Here is a 21,095-nt window from a genome sequence, read left to right on the forward strand (position 1 = left end):
CTTAAATTTCGTAACTTTTAAAAAGACTTTTAATTTTCATTCCTAGAACGCCAAAAACAGCTTCGCTGAATATACCGGTGCTCATTTTACTGGTTCCCTTTGTACGATCTACAAAGATCACGGGCACTTCGATGATGTTAAAGCCTAATAAATGAGCTTTAAACTTCATCTCTATCTGAAACGCATACCCTACAAATTTTATCTTGTTGAGTGTGATCTGCTCCAAAACCTCGCGTTTATAGCAAATAAAACCTGCGGTGGTATCTGCAATATCTAAGCCAGTTATAAATCTAACATATTTTGACGCTATATATGACATTAGGACACGACCCATTGGCCAGTTTACCACATTAACTCCGGTCTTATATCTTGAGCCTATTGCCAGATCTGCTCCTCCTTTTGAACAGGCATTGTAAAGGCGTATCAAATCATTAGGGGCGTGGGAAAAATCTGCATCCATCTCAAAAATATAAGCGTAATCTCGCTTTAAAGCCCATTTAAAACCTGCAATATAGGCGGTGCCCAGACCATTTTTACCGGGACGCTCCAGCAGGTGTAGCTGTCCTATAAATTCTTGCTGCAGGCTTTTTACCAAAGCAGCCGTTTTGTCTGGAGAATTATCATCTACGACCAGAACATCAAATGCGCGTTGTTGCGCAAAAATGTTGCGCACCAGCTTTTCAATATTCTCTGCTTCGTTATAGGTGGGGATTATGACGAGCGAACTAGCCATCGTAAGTGATTTAATCGCAAATGTAATTATTTTGGGCGTTAATTGTTGGGCACTTTTCTCTAAACTCTTGTAATTATAGTAATTTTAACCTCTCAAAAAAGTTAGAATTTGCAAGCCTTAGAACGAAGTGTTACAAGTAATGACTGGATTACTCTGGTGTTTGTGGCATGTTTAATACTTATTACTATCGCAAAAGTCGCTTACGAGTCTCGTTTTATAGATTTTGCAGAGTTACTTATAAATGAAAAATACCTGCTTAAGGCCGGTAAAGATATTCAATTTGAGAATCCTTTTAATCTGATTCTTTTTACTTCGCAGTTTCTTTCTATTTCTCTCTTTATCTACCTCGCTTTTATACAATTTGATGTTAACTCAGATGTCACCTCTTTTTTATTGTATCTGCGTATTGTGCTGGCATATGTTGTTTTTGTCTCTTTAAAGTTTTTTATAGAGCGTATGCTGGGTGTTTTATTTAATGGGGAGCAACAGCTCAATGCCTACCAATTGTCAAAACTAAGTTACCGCAGTTATTTTGCATTGATCCTGTTACCGGTAAATGCAATATTTGTTTATGCAGTACACCCTAATATGCTTGTGATCCAGATTGTGGTGGGAATATTTGTGATTTTTAATATAATTAGTCTTTTCAACACCTATAGAAGGTATGAAAAGTTGATTTACAATAATCTGTTTTATTTTATTTTGTACCTTTGCGCTCTTGAAATCGCGCCCTACTTCATTTTATATAAGGTGTTTAGTTTTATATAGGTAGTTAAAGTGGTGTGAGTTAAACACAAATTTAGAATGTCTATGAAAGTGAAGACTATTTTGGTTTCGCAACCAGAACCAAAAGTTGAGAATTCTCCCTATTTTGAATTACAGGAAAAGAAGAAAGTAAAAGTTGACTTTATCCCGTTTATACACGTAGAAGGTGTACCTGGCAAAGAGGTTAGACATCAAAAAATCGACTTAAGCAAATACACGGCTATTATTTTAACCAGTCGAAATGCAGTTGATAATTTTTTCCGCATAGCGGAAGAAATGCGTTTTAAAGTGCCAGACAGTTTAAAGTATTTTTGTCAGAGTGAGGCAGTAGCCTATTATCTGCAAAAATATGTGGTATACCGAAAGCGTAAGATTTATGTGGGTAAACGTACGTTTACAGAAATGTCACCCATTCTGAAAAAGTACAAAAGTGAGAAATTCTTATTGCCTTCTTCAGATTCTTTAAAGCCTGAAGTACCTAACGTACTAAACGACCTAAAACTTTCTTGGGATCGAGGTATATTTTACCGTACTGTAGTAAGTGACTTGTCACATTTAAAAGATGTGACGTATGATATTTTAGTTTTCTTTAGCCCCAGCGGAATCAAATCTCTGTTTGAGAACTTTCCAGATTTTAAACAAAACGATACGCGTATTGCTGTGTTTGGAAATTCAACGGTAAGAGCAGTAGAAGAAGCCGGACTTAAAGTTAACATTATGGCGCCTACACCAGAGACACCATCGATGACGATGGCTCTGGAAAAGTATATTGATGATGTAAATAAGAAATAACCTTAGACATCGTATTAAAGAAAAAAGGCTCCATTGAGGAGCCTTTTCTTGTTTAGCGCTTTTCGTTCTATTTAACCTAAAGGTGGTTGCCCATTCAGTATTGCTTCACTTGCATATGCTTCATATTTTTTAAAATTTGCTTTAAAAGCTGTAGCCAGTTTGTGAGCCGTTTTATAATAACCTTCATCGTTGTTCCAGGTTTGTCGAGGGCTCAACACGCTATCAGGAACACCAGGACAGGTGCGCGGTTGGGCAACTCCAAAAACAGAGTGAATATGATAGTCTTCGTGGTTGATTTCTCCTAACTTATTATCGAGTGCTGCATTAATCATCGCCCGGGTATATTTTAGAGCCATTCGTTTTCCTATTCCATAAGGGCCACCCGTCCACCCAGTATTGATGAGCCATACATTAACGCCGGTTTCTTGCATTTTAGCAATAAGCATTTCAGCATAGCGTGTAGGATGTAATGGCATAAATGGCGCTCCAAAGCAAGCCGAAAAAGAAGGTATAGGTTCGGTAATACCTGCTTCGGTACCTGCAATTTTTGCTGTGTAACCACTAATAAAATGATAAGCAGCTTGTCCCGGAGTGAGTTTTGAGATAGGAGGCAAAACCCCAAAAGCATCTGCTGTTAAAAAGAAAATGTTTGTAGGCTTTTTACCTGTTGAAGGAATCTGAATATTATTAATATGATGTATCGGATAGCTTACGCGGGTATTTTGGGTAATAGATGTGTTTGTATAATCTACTTCTTGATTTTCGGCTACACTAACATTTTCTAGCAATGCGCCTTTTTGAATCGCCCCAAAAATATCCGGTTCCTGTTCTTCAGAAAGATTGATAACCTTGGCATAACAACCTCCTTCAAAATTGAATATTGTATTGTCTGGTGTCCATCCATGCTCATCATCACCTATGAGTTTTCGGGAGGGATCTGCACTCAAGGTTGTTTTACCTGTACCAGAAAGTCCAAAGAAAATAGCTGTTTCTCCATTTTCTCCTACGTTAGCAGAACAGTGCATAGGTAGCGTACTCTTCTGGGTGGGAAGTAGAAAGTTCAATACCGAAAAAATTCCTTTCTTGATCTCGCCTGTGTATCCCGTGCCGCCTATTAAAATTGTTTTTTCTTCAAAACTGATGATCGCAAAATTTTCTTGTCGCGTACCGTCAATTTCAGGATTAGCCTTAAATCCAGGTGCATTGAGAATGAGCCAGTCTTCCTTAAAGTTCTCTAAATCTTCTTTACTAGGTCGCAAAAACATATTATGAGCAAATAAATTTGACCATGCGTGCTCGTTGATCACGCGTATTCCCAGACGATATCGGGGATCGGCACAGGCAAAGGCGTCTCTTACAAAAAGTTTTTTGTCAGAAAGATAGGTCTGTATTTTTTCGCGCAGGCGATTAAATTTGAGTTTATCAAACGGGATATTGATATCTCCCCACCATACTTCATCGCGTGTAAGCTCGTCAATAACAATAAATCGATCTTTAGGAGACCGTCCGGTAAATTTCCCGGTATTTATTGCGAGAGCTCCAGAAGCTGTTGTTTTACCCTGGCCATTTTCTACACAGATCTGGTGCAGCTCTTGAGGGTCTAATTGATACTGAACTGTTGCATTTTTGATTCCGTATTTTGATAACGAAATCGTTTTCGTAAATAAGGCAGTTGAAGCCATAAAATTGAATTTTTAGTAAATACGCGATAAAATTAATGCTTTAATTTTATCAATAAGTACAAAACAATTGATTATTTTACATATTTAATAAAATTATATGTAATTAGAATCCAGGCTGAAATCAGTAAAGCACCGCCTATTGGAGTAATCCAGGCAATTGCCGAAATATCAATTCCCGTAAGAGGTTTTGTGGTGAGTAAATAAATAGAACCGCTGAATAAAAGCACGCCTAAAAGAATCAGATAAAATGTGCTTTTTTGGGCTTTTTCAGTTAAGGGTAAAGCAGTACCGGTTAATAGCAGTAAGAATGCATGGTACATTTGGTAACGCACACCGGTTTCAAATGAATTTACAGCTTCGGGAGTTAAACTCTCCTTCAGCCCGTGGGCTCCAAAAGCTCCCAGAATGACTGCTGTTAAACCTAAAAGCGAACCGGTGATGAGAAGCATTCTTTTCATAATACGTGTTTTAATGCGCGATCAAATGATTAAATTCAACTGGAGTAAAAATACCATTTTATTATGCGAAATGTCTTAATTATAGGAGCAGGAAAATCTACTGCACAGCTTATAAAATATTTAGCCGAAAATGCTATCACCGAAGACTTACGTTTAATTGTTGCTGATAAGGAGTTCATTAATGCAACTAGACTGGCAAAAGATTGGGCGTGTATAAAAGCTGTTCAATTAGCTATAGCAGATGCTGAGGCGAGACAACAACTAATTAAAAATGCTGCTATTGTAATTAGTATGTTGCCCGCACAGTTGCATATCGAAATAGCACGAGATTGTTTACGCTTCAAAAAAAATATGGTAACGGCTTCTTATATCAGCGAGGAGATGGAAGCCTTAAATAAAGAGGTAACCGCAAACGGACTTATTTTTATGAACGAAATAGGTCTGGATCCCGGTATTGATCATATGAGCGCAATGCGGGTGATTGACCGCATTAGAGACCAGGGAGGTAAACTACTTTTGTTTGAATCGTTTTGTGGCGGATTAGTTGCTCCTGAAAGTGATGATAATCTCTGGAATTATAAATTTACCTGGAACCCTAGAAATGTGGTTTTAGCCGGGCAAGGTGGTGCAGCAGAGTTTATTCAGGAAGGAACCTACAAATACATTCCTTATCAAAGACTTTTCAGAAGAACAGAATTTCTTGATGTGGAAGGTTACGGGCGATTTGAGGCGTATGCAAACCGTAATTCATTAAAATACCGAAGCATCTACGGTCTTGAAGATGTGCTTACGTTATATAGAGGGACCATGCGTAGAGTAGGTTTTTCACGAGCATGGAATCTTTTTGTACAACTCGGGATGACAGATGATAGTTATGTTTTGCAGGATACAGAAACGATGAGCTACCGCGAGTTTACAAACTTATTTTTGCCATATTCTCCTACAGATTCTGTACAGTTAAAATTACGCCATATGCTCAAGATTGATCAGGATGATTTGCTGTGGGATAAACTCTTAGAATTGAATTTATTTGATAAAACTAAAAAAATTGAGCTTCGGCAAGCAACTCCTGCTCAATGCCTGCAACGCATTCTTGAAGATAAATGGACGCTTGATCACAATGATAAAGATATGATCGTTATGTATCATAAGTTTGGTTATGAACTCAATGGCGAGCAAAAACAAATAGATTCAACTATGGTAAGTGTGGGCGAGAATCAAACCTATACCGCAATGGCAAAAACGGTGGGTTTACCGGTGGGTATAGCAGCTTTAAAGATTTTAAACGGTGTTATTACCAATCCGGGAGTGCAATTGCCAGTCTCAAAAGAGGTTTACAACCCTATTCTTGATGAGTTAGAAACTCACGGAATTATTTTTAAAGAATACGAAGTACCTTATTTGGGCTATAACCCACATCACGAATAAACTTAATTTAGTTTACTCGGTAATCAAGATTAAAATACTTCAAAACGCAAAGCAAAGTCAAAAGCTTTTTCCTGATAATAAATTGCGGATTTACCGGAGAATAGTTTACGATTATAACTTTTATTCAGTTAGAGCTTGTGTGAAGTAAGTTTATTGCTACATTTAGGTGACAAATTATAGGTTATGAAAATCGTAAACGAACAAATAGCAATAGACGGAATAGATAAAATCATTTTACGTCAGTTGATGGATGATGCACGGAAACCCATTTTAGAGATTGCCAGACAAGTAGGGATCTCGGGTGCTGCTATTCACCAGCGCCTGCGCAAATTGGAAAAATCAGGTTTAATTACCGGTTCAAAATTTACAGTAGATCCTAAAGTTTTAGGATATAATACCATGGCTTTTATAGGGATTTATCTCGACCGGGCAATGAGCAATCCTAAAGCGGTTAAACAACTTGAAGAAATCCCTGAGGTTTTAGAGTGTCATTATACCACCGGAAACTGGTCAATTTTCATTAAAATACTCTGTAAAAATAACGAGCACCTGATGCACTTACTCAACAAAAAAGTACAGGCTATTGACGGTGTTTCGCGAACAGAAACTTTTATTTCCTTAAATCAACAAATAGAAAGGCAGATTCAGATTTAGGTTGAAAACCAAAAATGGTTTTGATTGAACCAATAAAAAACCCGGTACTTTTGAATATCAAGTAACCGGGTTTTCCAACTTAACTAACCAACCAATTATGAACAGTTATTAAGTCGATTATAATGCAAATAACTTACAGTAATTTAAAAAAAAATTACAAAACCATAAGATTGCAACCGCGTATATCTGAGGTGTCAAATCTGCCCAGAATTTCAAAGTGTTTGTCATCTATTTTCTTACCTAAATCTTGAGTGGCGATAAACGGACATGAGTAGTGATTGGCAAGATCGATGACGTTGATTCCACCAGTTTTCCCCGGTTCAACCAATTGTAAGGCATCTTCGGTATCTCGCATAAATACTTGCACCCAAGGCGGTAACGTGAAAATACCTTTGCCGTTAGAATATCCCTGAGAAAGTAATTCGGTCATGCCATATTCGCTGTGAATTTCGGCTACGCCAAAACCTTTTTTAAGAATTTGATGCAGCTCTTCGCGAATGAGTTCTTTACGACGACCTTTCATGCCGCCGGTTTCCATTACAATAGTGTTTTGAAGCTCAAAATTAAACTGCTCTACCAGATCAAGTAATGCAAAAGAAACACCAATTAATAAAACTTTTTCTCCTCCTGCATCCAGGCGTTTTAGCGTTTTGCTCAAGCCGTTATAATCGTTTAAGTAAAAGCCACTTTCAGGCTTTTTACTGTCTTTGATCAGACAGTCTACCATATAAATTAAAGAAGATCCATTGCGCTCGAGATAAGAAGGTAAGAGCGCAAGTACTGTATATTCTTCGATGTTACCGTAATGTAAATTAAAGCTTTCGCGAAAGCTATATTCATACAAACTCAGGTCTGTGACGTGGTGTTTACTAGTGACGCTTCCGGTGGTGCCACTGCTTGTAAATGTAGTTTGAATAGCATCTGTTGAAGCTAAAACGTTAAACTCCTTAAAAAACTGAATAGGAAGAAAAGGTATTTTTTCAACCTGATTGATTGCTGAAGGAATAACAGCTAAAAGATCACAGAATTTACGGTAGACCGCATTGTGTTCCCACTGAAACTGAAAAGATGCAAGTGCGCAGGATTCAAATTCTGAAGTATTAGAAATTTTAAAAATAAATTCTGGGAGCATAGCTAGTTTTAGAGTTGCAAAGGTATTTAAAATGAAAAAGCAGCAGAACATTTATTAATTTTAAAGCAAGTATACTTTATCTAAATGTTACTAATGCTTTTGGTATTATTGTGCCAAGATTTAAACAGTATCTTTACGATTACATTAAATTTTTAGCCTTATGAAGAAAAAAGAGATTAAAATTTTGCTGGTTGATGATGAGCCGGATATTCTGGAAATTGTAGGGTATAACCTTAGTAATGAAGGCTATCAGGTGATTACGGCTTCTAATGGTAAAGAAGGAGTTAAGGCCGCAAAAAAAAATAATCCACATCTTATAATCCTAGATGTTATGATGCCTGAAATGGACGGTATTGAGGCTTGTGAGCAGATTAGAAAATTACCGGGGCATGAAGAAACCATTATCACTTTTTTAACGGCCCGTGGTGAAGACTACTCTCAGGTTGCCGGTTATGATGCTGGTGCAGATGATTATATTACAAAGCCTATAAAACCTAAGGTACTGGTAAGTAAAGTAAAGGCTCTTTTACGTCGTCTTAAAGAAGAGGAGGAAGGTGATGCTTCTGTAAAGATTGGAGATTTAGTAATCAACCGTGAGGAGTATAAAATCATTAAGGATAAAAAAGAAATGGTACTCCCCAGAAAAGAATTTGAATTGCTTTCGCTTCTTGCTTCAAAGCCGGGAAAGGTCTTTAAACGAGAAGATATTTTAGATAAAGTTTGGGGTAACGAGGTTGTTGTAGGCGGAAGAACCATAGACGTACACATTAGAAAACTACGCGAAAAAATAGGAGATAAAAAGTTTAAAACCATTAAAGGTGTGGGGTATAAATTTGTGGTTTAATGGCAGCCAAGTTTAAAAAATCATATCGCTTTGCGGTGTTTTCATCTTCGATGATCACTGTTGCACTAACGCTCTTTGTGAGCGTTTTTTTCTATCTTAAAAATACCTTTGACTGGTCGTTTACGCTGCTGTTCTTTGTAGTGTGCTTTGCGTTTTCTTTTGTGCTGATACAGGTGCGGGTTGAGCGTTTTATCTACAAACGTGTGAAGAAAATTTATGATGATGTATCGCTTCTTGATGTTACGACCTTAAGGCGCGGGCAAGTGACTACAGATATGAATACGCTCACTAAAGAAGTTGAGCGTTTTGCAGCCAGTAAGAAATTAGAGATCGAATCGCTTAAGATACGCGAAGAGTATAGAAAAGAGTTTATGGGTAATGTGGCACATGAACTTAAAACACCTTTATTCACTACGCAGGGATATATTCTAACGCTTCTTGACGGGGCGATGAAAGATAAAACCGTACGTAAAAAATACCTGAAACGAGCAGCAGCAGCAGTAGAGCGCTTGGTTTATCTTGTGAGTGATCTGGATATGATTTCTAAACTAGAGGTGGGGGATTTGAATTTACGGTATGAATATTTTGATATGGTCTTGCTGGTAAAAGACACGTTCGAGCTGTTAGAGATGAAAGCATCTAAAAAGAATATTACGCTGACTACAGATATGGATTACAATGAGCCGGTCTATGTAAATGCAGACCGGGAGCGTATTCAGCAGTTACTTACCAATCTTATTGTAAACTCTATAAAATATGGGAAGCAAGACGGCACAACAGAAATTTCTATTGAAAATCTAATTCAGAATAAAGTCATCGTGCGTGTGACTGATAATGGAGAAGGAATCGCTAAGGAACACATTCCACGACTATTTGAGCGGTTCTATCGCGTAGACAAAAGTGGTTCACGCAGAGAAGGAGGGTCAGGCCTTGGTCTCTCTATCGTCAAGCATATTATTGAAGCCCATGACGAAAAGATTTATATTGAAAGCGACTTTGGAGTGGGATCTGAATTTTCGTTCACTCTTGAAAAGGCCGAAGAGCTCCCCAAAACCAGTGCTGTTGAAGCTTCCCTCGTTGAGTAAGGGTTTAAAACCACTATAAACTTTAGCCTTGCTCAGTGCTTTTAAGCTGAAATTCTCTTGTTCTTTAAACGGTATAATGCCTTTGTTTTGCAAACGTTTTGCAAGATATTCTTGTTCGGTTTGACCGGGTGTTGGTATAAAAAAGGCTTTTTTACCCAGTTTGTACAGATCCATTACTGTGGTGTAGCCAGAGCGACTAATGATAAGGTCGCTAGAGCAAATGGCTTTTTGTAAATCTTCAGTTTCCATAAAGTTTACAATTTTTACCTGCTCTTTACGGGTAATGCTTTGTTGTTCTTCAATTACACCGCGTACAAAAAGCACCTGACCTTTATAATGCTTCAGTTCGTGCATTAAAAGTTCTTCAAGCTCTGTACGTTGAGGTTCTGGGCCGCTTAACAACACCATGATGTCGTAATGCGATTCAGTCTCAACAGGCTCTAAGCGGGACAAAGCTCCAATATATTTTACTGGGATTTCAAACTTTTTAGGATGACCTAGTTTTCCGCTTAGATTGGTTTTTCCAGAAAAATCAGGAACCCAGCACTCGTCAAAGCGTTTAATATAATTGCGGTGCATAGCAGAAGTCAAACGGGTGGTGCTTCCGCTTAAGACCTGTAATTGGTGTGTCACAAAAACGGTAGGTATATCGTTGTGGTAAAGACCTAAACGGTTGTCAGAAATAACACCGTCTATTTTTTTGTTTTTAACCAGTTTCTTAAGTAATTCTCGTTCTTGCCGGATCGCCTTAAGCACTTTAGGACTGCGCAAAAGCATTTTCCATTTAAAACGTTTTCCGTTTTTAGCGTATTCTATTTTATAAGAAAAAAATTCTAAAAACTCAAGCTGCGGAAACTCTTTTTGAAGTAGTTGCAACGCAGGACCGTCACTACCTATGATAACCTGAAAACCTTCAGCCAAAAGCGCATGGATAATGGGTATGCTGCGTGTAGCATGACCCAGTCCCCAGTTAAGCGGTGCGACTAATATGTTTTTTGGTTTATTCATCAATACAAAGATGTAACATAGCTGGTAATTAAACGTTTCCGCTAGATTATCAAACTATTAAAAATACCGTTTAGTATACGATTTGAAAAATCATAGGTTGCTTGTAATGCTTTAAATATCAATATGTTGTGTGTTTTTAATTGTGTTATCAAAAGGTTAGTGTGTTTTATAGCTTGATTATAGAAGCGCATGTGAAGGAGTACCCGTATATTTGACGCGAATTTTTACAGAGGCATATTTTACGAGAGTAAAAGCTTCAGTGATTTTAAGTTTTTAAAGCATTAACGTCCGCTTGCGGGATTAGAGATCATCAGATTTGGGAAGTAAAAATAAATTGAGACGCTTTCGCGAAAACGAAACATTTAGCAACGTAATTCAGCCAAAACGAGAAGATTTGACTGATCAGGAATTTCCTTTAAAAGGAAACTGGAATCGTGATTTCTTTAAAAACGACAAGCCTATTGTTTTAGAATTAGGTTGTGGAAAAGGAGAATATACCGTGGGTCTGGCGCAACGCTATCCCGATAAAAATTTCTTGGGAATAGACATAAAAGGTGCGCGTTTTTGGCGTGGTGCAAAAACGGCTTTAGAAGAGAATATCACTAATGCCGGCTTTATGCGTACTCAGATCGAGTTGGTTGATAAGGCTTTTGCAGAAAATGAGATTTCTGAGATTTGGATCACATTCCCAGATCCGCAGATCAAGTATAAACGCACCAAGCACAGGATGACCAATCCTGATTTTCTTGCACGTTATAAAACCATTTTGAAATCAGATGGTGTGATGCATTTAAAAACAGACAGTGAGTTTATGCATGGTTATACATTGGGACTTCTTGAAGGAATGGGGTACGAGATTTTGTATGCACATCACAATGTGTATATCAATCATTTAGCACCAGAAGAAGTGATAGGTATACAGACTTTTTATGAAAAACAGTATCTTGAAAAAGGTAAAGCGATAACTTATATCAAATTCAAGATCAACTAATTACTTTTGGAAATAACGAAGCTCTTTTTTATAACTTATTTTGCGGCTTTTCTGGGCGTACTTCCTCCCGGTCTTGTTAATATGTCGGTCGCAAAGACCTGTGTGCATCGCGGCATGCGTAACGGAGTTCTGGTTGCTATTGGAGCTTCAATCGTAGTTTTAATTCAGGCGTTTGTTGCTATTTTACTAGCACGTTATATTTTTAGTCATCCAGTTGTGCGGAACACGCTTTTACGCACAGGCATTGTAATTTTTGGAATACTGGCAGTATACTTTTTTATTGCTGCTAAAAAAAATAAGGTTAAAGAGGTTAAAATTCCTAAACACTCAGGGCGTCGCAGTTTTGCAAAAGGTGTTTTTGTGGCGGTGATCAACGTGTTGCCTATCCCGTATTTTTGTGCGCTTAGTGCAGCATTTAATGTGACTAGTGTGAGCAATAACGGTTGGATTGAAGTGGCTTTATTTACGCTAGCTGCGGCATCTGGGACATTCACGGCACTGTATTTATATGTAGTAGGTTTTAATCGCATTCAGCACGAGCCCCGCAATTTTGCAAAGTATTCTAATTATTTTATGGCAGCTTTGATGATAGTCTTAGTCGTGCTTACACTCATTCGTATGCTTTATGGCAAAGCCTGAAACCCTCAATTTTTTTGAACGAGTTTATGATGTTGCAAGGCAAATTCCTTATGGAAAAGTAACTTCTTATGGTGCTATTGCCAGATGTCTGGGTGCTGCAAAAAGTGCAAGAATGGTAGGGTATGCTATGAATGGAGCTTCAGAAAAAGAGGATGTGCCGGCACACCGTGTTTTAAACCGAAACGGAGTTCTTACCGGTAAACATCATTTTCCCGGTACAGATCTTATGCAACAATTACTAGAGAACGAAGGTCATATTATAAAAAATGACCAGATCCAGGATTTTAAAAAACACTTTTGGGATCCGGTTGTTGTGATAGGTTTCTACGCGCAAGACGACCAATAACTCAAACTCAGTTTAAGGTGATTATGTATACCGGAAACCATTCAGTTTTCTGCCAATAGATAGGCAATAACTCTTTCGAGTTCTGAAGTTTTCGGCCTATATTTGCACCTTTAGAATCAATCCAAGTAAGACAACGTGAAGTTAGAGAAACAAGCAATATTTAACGCGCTAAAAACCATAAGTGTACCCGGAGAAGGTGAAGATATGGTAACCAGTGGAGCTGTTACAAATGTGGTGACTTTTGGAGATGAAGTAATCGTAGATATCACGATTAAAAATCCCAGTTTACAAGCCAAGAAAAAAGCTGAAGTTGAGATTATGAAGGCTATTCATGCTGAAGTTCATATGAAAGCTCAGGTTAAGGTAAATGTTAGGGTTGATGCTCCCGAAAAAGCGCCTAAAAACGAAATTAAAGGAAAGCCCATTCCGGGAATTCAAAATATTATTGCAGTAGCTTCTGGTAAAGGAGGCGTAGGTAAATCTACAATAACTGCAAATCTTGCCGTGAGCCTGCAAAAGATGGGTTTTAAAGTGGGTATTCTTGATGCTGATATTTATGGGCCATCTATTCCCATTATGTTTGATGTGCAAGATGAAAAACCACTTTCTGTAAAAGTTGATGGTAAACAAAAGATGAAACCTGTAGAAAGTTATGGGGTTAAGATTTTGTCAATTGGGTTTTTTACAAAACCAGATCAGGCAGTTGTGTGGCGTGGGCCTATGGCTTCAAAGGCATTGAATCAAATGATTTTTGATGCAGCCTGGGGAGAATTAGATTTTCTTTTGGTTGACCTGCCTCCGGGAACAGGGGATATTCACTTGAGTATTGTGCAGGCCATGCCATTAACAGGGGCAGTTGTCGTGAGTACACCGCAAAATGTTGCTTTAGCAGATGCTAAAAAAGGTGTTGCGATGTTTCAGCAAGACAGTATAAACGTGCCAGTATTAGGTATTGTAGAAAATATGGCATGGTTTACTCCAGAAGAATTACCAGAGAATAAATATTATATTTTCGGTAAAGAAGGTGCTAGTAATTTAGCTGAAGATTTAGGGGTACGTTTATTGGCTCAGATTCCGTTAGTGCAAAGCATTCGCGAAGGTGGTGATGTAGGACACCCTGCTGCTTTACAAAAAGATACTATATTAGCAGAAGCTTTTGAGACTATGACCCGTAATAGTGTTGAAGAATTAGTGAAGCGTAACGATAGTTTGCCTCCTACAGAAGCTGTAAAAATTACTACAATGGCAGGTTGTGCCGCTGTTAAAAAATAAGTTATGACAGATACAGAATTAAAAAGTAAGGTCGAAGCAGCATTAGAAGAAATTCGCCCGTTTTTACAAAGCGACGGTGGTGATATTGCCTTATTGAGTATAGAAGATGGTACTACGGTAAAGGTACAACTAGAAGGTGCTTGCGTGGGCTGTAGTGTAAACCAAATGACTTTGAAGAGCGGTGTTGAGATGACTATTAAAAAACACGCTCCACAGATAGAACATGTAATCAATGTGATGCCTAATTAAAAGGTTTTTTTTTACTTGATAATCGAGATTTAAATAATCAGAGACTTTTCTCGTTCTAAAAATGCATTGTTCCGTACTACTTCACGGGCTTGCCCCGAAGTGGTTTTCTATATAAGCCGGTAGAGAACATTCTTTACCGGTCTTTTTATTTTATTATTTTAAATGTAAGAGTTACAGTTAATTCTTATATTTAACAAATTTTCTATACAATACTATTATGAGTCATTCTAAAGGTCGAAGGTCTGCAATTCGCAATATTGCTTTAACTACTTCAGGTATTGGGCTGGGTTTTTCGGCAATAAGCTGTAAAACAGAATCTGATAATGCAACCGAAGAAACACCGATAGCCGAAACCGAGCAACCTTTAAAGGGAAATATAAATCATTCTGCGTGTTACTGGTGCTATAACAGTATTCCGCTAGATGATTTTGCAAAAAGCGCCGCAGATTTAGGGCTGAAAGGAATAGATCTTCTAACGCCTGAAGAGTGGGAAACCGTAGAAAAATACGGACTCAAATGTGCGGTAGCGACAGATACTTTTGCAAGCATTACAGATGGTTTTAACGACCCTGCAAATCATAAAGATTTACAAGAGAAATATAAAGGTCTTATAGGTAAAGCAAGCGCTCAAGGCATAAAGAACGTTATTGTCTTTTCTGGTAATCAAAGGGATCTGACAGAAGAACAAGGTCTTGCAAATTGTACAGAAGGTCTTGCGCCTCTTGCAAAATATGCCGAAGAAAAAAATGTGGTGCTCATTATGGAACTGCTCAACAGTAAAATAGATCATAACGACTATCAATGTGATACTACACCGTGGGGTGTGAAATTGTGTGAGCGTCTGGGTTCTGAAAATTTTAAGTTGCTGTACGATATTTATCATATGCAAATTATGGAAGGTGATGTGATTCGCACCATAAGCGATTATCATCAATATATTGCGCATTACCATACAGGTGGTGTTCCCGGTAGAAATGAGATTACAGATGTTCAGGAGCTCAACTATCCGGCGATTATGAAAGCTATTTTGGCAACCGGTTATGAGGGCTTTGTAGCACAAGAATTCATACCTACTTATGAAGATAAAATTGCGGCTTTAGATGAGGCTATTAAAATCTGTGACGTTTAGCTTTAACCCTACTATTTTACTAGGTTTTAAGGTATTAAAAAAAGGATTTTTCTTAATTTAGCGGGCTCTAATACTAGCTATTATGCAAGATGTAACTATAACCGTGATCGACCGGGACGGAGTGGCTCACGCACTTGAGGCGCCAACTGATATGAATTTAAACCTGATGGAAGTTTGTAAGATGTATGAACTACCCGTAGAAGGTACCTGTGGCGGTATGGCTATGTGTGCATCTTGCCAGTGTTATGTGATTTCTGACCACAAACTAAATGAGATGGGCTACGATGAAGAAGCGATGCTTTCTGAAGCTTTTAATGTGGAAGAAAACAGTCGTTTGGGATGTCAGATACCCATCACACCAGATCTTAACGGACTTGAAGTGAAGTTAGCTCCTGAGAGTTAAGAACACTAAACTATATAAAAGAGCCGAGCCTTAAAAGTATATGTTTTTAAGGCTCTTTTACTTTCAATACGTTTTCAATAAAAGGTTTAATCCTGTTTACAATTTCTGTATTTGCTTTTTTAGAAAGATGTAAACCATCTTTGGCAATAAGGGTAGGTTCTGAAAGTCCACGTTTTGCTATTGTCGTAATATCTAAAAAAAAGACTTCGCGCTGTTTTGCTACTTCCTCAATAAAAGAATTATAGGCGTTTACTTTCTTTGATATCCGTTTGGTATTGTTTTCTTTTTGTCCAAATGGAGTATACGCATAATCTGGTATTGAAATTACAAACACACCTTCAGCATTATTTTTAGTGTGATTAATGGCAAATTCCAGAAGTTGTATAAATTCGGTTTTAAATTGACTGAATGCTTTACGCTGGTACAAATTATTACTTCCTATGAGTAAGGTTGTAAAATCAAAATCTGAAGAAATATTTTTCAGTTTTAATGTATTGATCAAATCATCGGTACGCCAGCCGGCTTCAGCATAGCGGGTAAGTTGTACATCACGAGACTTGTTTTCATTTAAAAGATAAGCAAGTTGTACCGGAAAAGCACATTTATAGCAAACACTAGTTCCGGCAGTATAACTATCTCCCAATGCCAGATAAGTGATTTTATTTGCAACGTCAAAGGGTTTAATACTCTGGGTCTTGTCGTGAAATTGAAAATTTGTTTCAAACGAATGAATTATGGGCTTGCCCAGAGGTAGTTTGATTTTCTCTTGATTTTGGGCAAAAATGTTCCCGGATAGAAGAAAGCCTAAAGCAAGAATATAAACAACAAATTTACCCGGCATAGTCTCGCTTTAATCTTTAATGATGGTGTTGACGATAGGAAGCAGTCGGTCTACAAACTCCGCATAAGCATCTTCAGAGGGGTGCAATCCATCTGAAGCTACGAGGTTAGGCTCAGCTATTCCCCTGCGGGTTATGTCTGTGATATTTAAAAATTTTACGCCGCGCTTTTCTGCAACTTCTTTTGCATGAGCATTGTATTTATCCAATTCATCAGAAATCTGCTGCGGATTTGAAGTGGTCTGACCATAAGGGGTAAACGCATAATCTGGTATAGAAACAATTATAACGCGCTCTTTTTTGCCCTGAGCAAGAGTTATTGCAGTCGTTAAAAGTTGCGGGAATTCACTTTCATACACACTAAAAGGTGTTCTCTGAAATTGGTTATTAACCCCAATAAGTAAGGTGACAAAGTCATAAGTCTTATCAGGATTCTGATCTTCAATAGCTTTTATCAGATTATCTGTGCGCCATCCTGTTGTGGCGATTATATCTGTATGCACACTTTTATTAGTTAATTGCTCTAAGGCATTTTCTAATTGAATGGGAAATCTACAGGTATTGCAAACGCTTTCCCCTATGGTATAACTGTCACCCAAAGCCAGGTAGCTGTAATCTGAGTTTTCTTCCGCTATAGGAAGTTCTTCTATTGTACTGGTAGTTTCTTCAGTGACGCCACATCCTAGTAGAATGAGAATAGTAACTGCATTTAATATGTATAGTGTGTAATTTTTCATTTTAGCTTTTTATTCGGTTTGATAATCGCTGAGCTTTTGAGGCCCTTCTAATAAAATCCTCACGATTTTAAGAACGCCCTCATCGTTAGTGGCAATCTGCCATTTTATAAGCGAGATTGCTCCATTTTCGATTTCTAAACCGGTTATGCTGCGTGGATGCACACAGCTTCCATCATTAAAATAGGCAATATCTCCCGGTTCTGGAAATCTGGGGCGATGGGTATGCCCGGTAACCGTAAATTGATTGTCTCGCTGCGTGATCCATTTTTTGGTACGCCGCTCTACCTTAATAAGTTCGTGATAGTTTTTTGCAGGACTGGTAGGATCTAAAATACCTGCTCCCTGTAGCGGTCGCCATAATACGCGTACCATAAAACGATTAAAACGCCATGCGATATAATTCATCCAATCTGCCTGATGCCCGTGACAGAGAAACAATTCCTGTCCGGTTTCAGTATGCTTTAATATAAGAGCTTCGTTTACTGTTATCCCGGGAAAAAGCGGTTTGTCTGTGGCTGTTTTGCGGTCAAAAAAACTAAACAGATTTTTCTCAACATGGAGTTTATTCTTGTAAACCATGTCATGGTTTCCCCACAACAGATGCAATCTGTTTTCATTAAAAAATAGTTGCATCAAACCATAGACATTTTGATGCGATTCAAAAATAGTCGTGAAGTTTATATTCTCCCAAAGTTCATCACCGTCACCCAGCTCGCAATAAGTAAACCCATTTTTATAGTAGTGTTTTAAAGCGTGATAATAGATGTTACGATTATTGGCAAAGTCGTCTGCGCTACTGTTATCTCCTCTGTGGCAATCGCTAAACAAGATAAACTTGCTAGAGTCTGAAAACGGAATTACCGGTGCATTTTTAAACGCTCGGTCAAAACGAGATATAAACGACATAGAGCTTTTTAAGCTAAAGATACAAATAACGCCAGAAGCGAAAGCGTTCTTCGTGTCTTAAACAGCCCTGAAATTAATCTGAAAATTAGGCTGAAACCTTGTCGTTGATTTCTTGCTCGATACCACTCCAGAGTACAATGCGTCGCTTTAAGGCTTCAATAGCAGTATGCTTTACTTCTTCCCATTTGAGGGAGTCTGTACCGCAAAGTTCATCGACCATTTGTAACGCCATCGGACCGTGCTCGTCTCCATCTAATTCAATGTGACGGTCAAAGTAATATTTAAAATGTGTCAAATCTTGTTTGGGGAAATTCTTCTGTATCTCAGTGATGATTTTACCAAACATATCCGGTATAAGATCTTCACGGCCAAAAGTGAAAGCTGCGGCTATTTTATGCGGTTTACCTTCAGCAATAATCTCAAAAGTAAATCGTAAAAATTCTTTTACACTTTCAGGGATGTCGCTTACTGCAATAACCAGAAAGATATCGGTGCCGTGTGTGATATGATTTAAAAAGGTATTGATCTGCTCTAAAGAGGCATCAGACTTTTTCATCGCGTCCAGATACATTTCAAAATGGCTTTGGCGTTTACCTTCCATATTGATATCTGTTTCTTCTGCGAGAACAATCTCATTAATCAGGTATCTAATTTCAGGGTTCCCTATAGGATACCACGGAGTAGAAACTTTAGTGAGGTCAAATTGTAATGCTTTGAGTAAAGACATAAAGTCCCATACCGCAAAAACATGATGCTGCATGAATGCTTGTAAATCTGCCGGAGTGCGTAGATTTTTATATAGGCTGTGATTTAAAAGCTCATCTTGGTATGGAGCGATAGCTTTATAGATGTACTTACTCATGCAAAAATAATTTTCTGCAAAATTAGAAAATTCAATTTGACTATATGCTATTTTAACCCTTGATTTCGCTATTAAAACTATTATTTAAATGCATTTAATCCGGTGATATCCATACCGGTTATGAGTAAATGAATATCATGGGTTCCTTCGTAAGTGATAACGCTTTCTAAATTCATCATATGACGCATAATACTGTACTCACCAGTGATGCCCATTCCTCCCAGAATTTGACGAGATTCCCGAGCTATCTTTAATGCCATTTCAACGTTATTTCGCTTAGCCATAGATATTTGTGAGGAGGTTGCTTTGTCTTCATTTCTTAGCGATCCCAAACGCCAAGCAAGAAGTTGAGCTTTGGTAATTTCGGTGATCATCTCTGCAAGCTTTTTTTGTTGAAGTTGAAATGCTCCGATGGGTTTTCCAAACTGATGCCTTTCTTTTGCATAGCGTAAAGCCGTGTCATAACAGTCCATCGCTGCGCCTATAGCACCCCAGGCAATTCCAAAACGAGCCGAGTCTAAGCACATCAATGGAGCGCCCAGACCAGATTTATTCGGAAGCAGATTTTCTTTCGGAATTTTTACATTGTCAAAGATCAGCTCACCAGTGGCACTAGCTCTTAAAGACCATTTGTTATGGGTTGTGGGGGTAGAAAAACCTTCCATCCCACGTTCTACTAATAAACCGTGTATGCGACCACTTTCATCTTTTGCCCATACTACAGCGACATCAGCGAAGGGCGCATTAGAAATCCACATTTTTGCCCCGTTAAGTAAGTAATGATCGCCTTTGTCTTTAAAATTGGTAACCATCCCTCCCGGATTAGAACCATGATCAGGCTCGGTAAGGCCAAAACATCCAATGAACTCTCCACTGGCGAGTTTTGGTAAAAACTTTTTACGCTGTTCTTCAGAGCCAAATTTATAAATAGGATACATCACCAGAGAAGATTGTACTGAAGCTGTAGAACGCACGCCGCTATCCCCGCGCTCAATCTCTTGCATAATCAACCCATAACTGATTTGATCTAAACCGGCACCGCCATATTCTTCAGGGATGTAGGGACCAAAGGCACCAATTTCAGCAAGACCTTTAATGATTTCTTTAGGAAATTCTGCTTTTTGAGCGGCTTCTTCAATAATGGGAGAGACGTCACGCTTTACCCAATCCCGGGCAGCGGTACGCACGAGTTTGTGTTCTTCGGTTAAAAGATCGTCTAAGTTGTAATAATCAGGAGCTTCAAAAAGATCAGGTTTCATAAGGTGCTTGTTGAAAATGATAACATTTAGCGTTACGATTACTAATGCGTTAATGAATGTATCTCGTAACTATCTAAATTTAGCATTTTGCTAATGCAACAGAAACAATTCTTTTGATTTTTCAATAAGAAATTAAAAACAGATTACATTTTTATATAAAAATCTTCAACAAGATCAATGTATTCTTGGGTGTACTGATGCCTTGTTGTTTCAATTATGAGTTCGTCTTTATTGATTGAATTTTGCTTGCGGGAGAATTCTATTATAGAACGCTTTGATACAACTTCAGGATTACCTTTTACGTGTGTGATGTGGCTGGGATATAAATTAGCTTGAGCAGCAATTTTTATAAATTCTTCTTCACGCATTCGCGGAATAATTACTGAAAAAATTCCTTCAGGATTTAAAAGTTGGTTTACCGAAGCAACAAGTAAGTCAAAAGGCATCGACTCTTCAAAGCGGGCATTCACTCGAGCTTTTGAGTTAGTTTGCTCTTCTTGTAAGGCAACAGAGCCTTCAAAAAAAGGTGGATTACATACGATTAGGTCATATGTGTCTTCTATTTCTGTGGCAAACTCATACAAATGTGCGTGATAGCAAAATAGGCGGTCACCCCAGGGCGATTGTTCAAAGTTTTCTACAGCCTGCTCATACGCATCCTCATCAAGTTCTAAAGCGTCAACAAGGTCAGCGCTGCAGCGTTGTGCAAGCATCAGCGCAATAACTCCTGTGCCCGTACCGATATCTAGAATAGAATCGGGTTTCTGATCAATACGAGTCCAGGCTCCCAGTAATACACCGTCTGTACCTATTTTCATTGCACAGCGATCTTGCTCTATCTTAAATTGTTTGAATTGAAAGGGTTTTGACACAAATAAAAAC

The 21,095-nt window shown here is 38.2% G+C and carries 23 protein-coding genes and 1 pseudogene; 13 read left to right on the forward strand and 11 right to left on the reverse strand.

Features of this window, described 5'->3' with window-relative positions; all coding sequences use genetic code 11:
* Window position 1 precedes the first annotated feature (1 nt).
* A complete protein-coding gene (locus DSM03_RS04480; RefSeq protein WP_128759798.1) occupies window positions 2-733 on the reverse strand; it encodes a polyprenol monophosphomannose synthase in 732 nt (243 codons plus the stop codon).
* Window positions 734-841: 108 nt separating this feature from the next.
* Here DSM03_RS04480 and DSM03_RS04485 point away from each other — a divergent pair, with 108 nt between their 5' ends.
* Window positions 842-1,501, forward strand: coding sequence for a DUF4271 domain-containing protein (locus tag DSM03_RS04485; RefSeq protein WP_128759799.1), 660 nt, complete (start codon window positions 842-844; stop codon window positions 1,499-1,501).
* A gap of 42 nt (window positions 1,502-1,543) precedes the next feature.
* Complete coding sequence (locus tag DSM03_RS04490; protein ID WP_128759800.1) at window positions 1,544-2,290, forward strand: uroporphyrinogen-III synthase; 747 nt, start codon at window positions 1,544-1,546, stop codon at window positions 2,288-2,290.
* 71 nt (window positions 2,291-2,361) lie between these two features.
* Here the strand turns inward: DSM03_RS04490 and pckA are convergent, their stop codons facing one another.
* Together pckA and DSM03_RS04500 are read right to left on the reverse strand one after the other, a co-directional pair.
* Entirely contained in the window at window positions 2,362-3,972 is a 1,611-nt protein-coding gene (pckA, locus tag DSM03_RS04495; protein WP_128759801.1) for a phosphoenolpyruvate carboxykinase (ATP), read from the reverse strand.
* A gap of 71 nt (window positions 3,973-4,043) precedes the next feature.
* Window positions 4,044-4,430, reverse strand: coding sequence for a DUF423 domain-containing protein (locus DSM03_RS04500; RefSeq protein WP_128759802.1), 387 nt, complete (start codon window positions 4,428-4,430; stop codon window positions 4,044-4,046).
* A gap of 63 nt (window positions 4,431-4,493) precedes the next feature.
* On the opposite strand from DSM03_RS04500, the gene DSM03_RS04505 reads away from it, so the two are divergent.
* Window positions 4,494-5,858, forward strand: coding sequence for a saccharopine dehydrogenase family protein (locus DSM03_RS04505; protein WP_128759803.1), 1,365 nt, complete (start codon window positions 4,494-4,496; stop codon window positions 5,856-5,858).
* A 183-nt stretch (window positions 5,859-6,041) separates the two neighbouring features.
* Window positions 6,042-6,512, forward strand: a complete 471-nt coding sequence (locus DSM03_RS04510) for an Lrp/AsnC ligand binding domain-containing protein (protein ID WP_128759804.1) — start codon at window positions 6,042-6,044, stop codon at window positions 6,510-6,512.
* Between the two features lie 154 nt (window positions 6,513-6,666).
* Here DSM03_RS04510 and DSM03_RS04515 read toward each other — a convergent pair whose 3' ends face one another.
* Complete coding sequence (locus DSM03_RS04515; RefSeq protein ID WP_128759805.1) at window positions 6,667-7,644, reverse strand: LuxE/PaaK family acyltransferase; 978 nt, start codon at window positions 7,642-7,644, stop codon at window positions 6,667-6,669.
* A gap of 160 nt (window positions 7,645-7,804) precedes the next feature.
* On the opposite strand from DSM03_RS04515, the gene DSM03_RS04520 reads away from it, so the two are divergent.
* Both DSM03_RS04520 and DSM03_RS04525 read left to right on the forward strand, forming a co-directional pair.
* Window positions 7,805-8,488 (forward strand): response regulator transcription factor, encoded by a 684-nt coding sequence (locus DSM03_RS04520; RefSeq protein ID WP_073096317.1) that lies wholly within the window; start codon window positions 7,805-7,807, stop codon window positions 8,486-8,488.
* Window positions 8,488-9,573, forward strand: coding sequence for a sensor histidine kinase (locus DSM03_RS04525; protein WP_128759806.1), 1,086 nt, complete (start codon window positions 8,488-8,490; stop codon window positions 9,571-9,573). Before DSM03_RS04520 ends, DSM03_RS04525 begins: the two co-directional genes overlap by 1 nt.
* A gap of 90 nt (window positions 9,574-9,663) precedes the next feature.
* Here DSM03_RS04525 and DSM03_RS04530 read toward each other — a convergent pair.
* Window positions 9,664-10,581: pseudogene (locus DSM03_RS04530) on the reverse strand (glycosyltransferase); the annotation flags it as partial.
* A gap of 316 nt (window positions 10,582-10,897) precedes the next feature.
* Here DSM03_RS04530 and trmB point away from each other — a divergent pair.
* The 7 genes from trmB (at window position 10,898) to DSM03_RS04565 (ending at window position 15,610) form a co-directional block, all read left to right on the forward strand.
* Window positions 10,898-11,572 (forward strand): tRNA (guanosine(46)-N7)-methyltransferase TrmB, encoded by a 675-nt coding sequence (gene trmB / locus DSM03_RS04535; RefSeq protein ID WP_128759807.1) that lies wholly within the window; start codon window positions 10,898-10,900, stop codon window positions 11,570-11,572.
* Between the two features lie 6 nt (window positions 11,573-11,578).
* On the forward strand, window positions 11,579-12,211 hold the full coding sequence (locus tag DSM03_RS04540) for a LysE family translocator (RefSeq protein ID WP_128759808.1): 633 nt from the start codon (window positions 11,579-11,581) through the stop codon (window positions 12,209-12,211).
* Window positions 12,198-12,557: an MGMT family protein gene (locus DSM03_RS04545; RefSeq protein ID WP_128759809.1), complete on the forward strand. Its 360-nt coding sequence runs from the start codon at window positions 12,198-12,200 to the stop codon at window positions 12,555-12,557. Before DSM03_RS04540 ends, DSM03_RS04545 begins: the two co-directional genes overlap by 14 nt.
* A gap of 135 nt (window positions 12,558-12,692) precedes the next feature.
* Window positions 12,693-13,829, forward strand: a complete 1,137-nt coding sequence (locus DSM03_RS04550) for an Mrp/NBP35 family ATP-binding protein (protein ID WP_128759810.1) — start codon at window positions 12,693-12,695, stop codon at window positions 13,827-13,829.
* 3 nt (window positions 13,830-13,832) lie between these two features.
* On the forward strand, window positions 13,833-14,078 hold the full coding sequence (locus DSM03_RS04555) for a NifU family protein (protein WP_128759811.1): 246 nt from the start codon (window positions 13,833-13,835) through the stop codon (window positions 14,076-14,078).
* 217 nt (window positions 14,079-14,295) lie between these two features.
* Entirely contained in the window at window positions 14,296-15,207 is a 912-nt protein-coding gene (locus DSM03_RS04560; RefSeq protein WP_128759812.1) for a hydroxypyruvate isomerase family protein, read from the forward strand.
* 82 nt (window positions 15,208-15,289) lie between these two features.
* On the forward strand, window positions 15,290-15,610 hold the full coding sequence (locus DSM03_RS04565) for a 2Fe-2S iron-sulfur cluster-binding protein (protein WP_128759813.1): 321 nt from the start codon (window positions 15,290-15,292) through the stop codon (window positions 15,608-15,610).
* Between the two features lie 46 nt (window positions 15,611-15,656).
* Here the strand turns inward: DSM03_RS04565 and DSM03_RS04570 are convergent, their stop codons facing one another.
* The 6 genes from DSM03_RS04570 to DSM03_RS04595 all read right to left on the reverse strand — a co-directional run bounded on the left by DSM03_RS04570 (window position 15,657) and on the right by DSM03_RS04595 (window position 21,085).
* Window positions 15,657-16,451, reverse strand: a complete 795-nt coding sequence (locus DSM03_RS04570) for a GDSL-type esterase/lipase family protein (protein WP_128759814.1) — start codon at window positions 16,449-16,451, stop codon at window positions 15,657-15,659.
* Window positions 16,452-16,460: 9 nt separating this feature from the next.
* Window positions 16,461-17,186, reverse strand: coding sequence for an SGNH/GDSL hydrolase family protein (locus tag DSM03_RS04575; RefSeq protein WP_128759815.1), 726 nt, complete (start codon window positions 17,184-17,186; stop codon window positions 16,461-16,463).
* Window positions 17,187-17,195: 9 nt separating this feature from the next.
* Complete coding sequence (locus DSM03_RS04580; RefSeq protein ID WP_128759816.1) at window positions 17,196-18,092, reverse strand: metallophosphoesterase; 897 nt, start codon at window positions 18,090-18,092, stop codon at window positions 17,196-17,198.
* Window positions 18,093-18,177: 85 nt separating this feature from the next.
* The gene (locus DSM03_RS04585; protein ID WP_128759817.1) at window positions 18,178-18,954 is read right to left on the reverse strand and encodes a DUF3050 domain-containing protein; all 777 of its coding nucleotides are present in this window, start codon (window positions 18,952-18,954) and stop codon (window positions 18,178-18,180) included.
* A gap of 80 nt (window positions 18,955-19,034) precedes the next feature.
* Window positions 19,035-20,213 carry an acyl-CoA dehydrogenase family protein gene (locus DSM03_RS04590; protein WP_128759818.1) on the reverse strand — a complete coding sequence of 393 codons (1,179 nt, stop codon included), beginning with the start codon at window positions 20,211-20,213 and terminating at the stop codon, window positions 19,035-19,037.
* Window positions 20,214-20,356: 143 nt separating this feature from the next.
* A complete protein-coding gene (locus DSM03_RS04595) occupies window positions 20,357-21,085 on the reverse strand; it encodes a tRNA1(Val) (adenine(37)-N6)-methyltransferase (RefSeq protein ID WP_236638708.1) in 729 nt (242 codons plus the stop codon).
* Window positions 21,086-21,095: the final 10 nt, after the last annotated feature.

The organism is Leeuwenhoekiella aestuarii, from assembly GCF_004104055.1.
GTDB classification, from domain to species: Bacteria; Bacteroidota; Bacteroidia; order Flavobacteriales; family Flavobacteriaceae; genus Leeuwenhoekiella; species Leeuwenhoekiella aestuarii.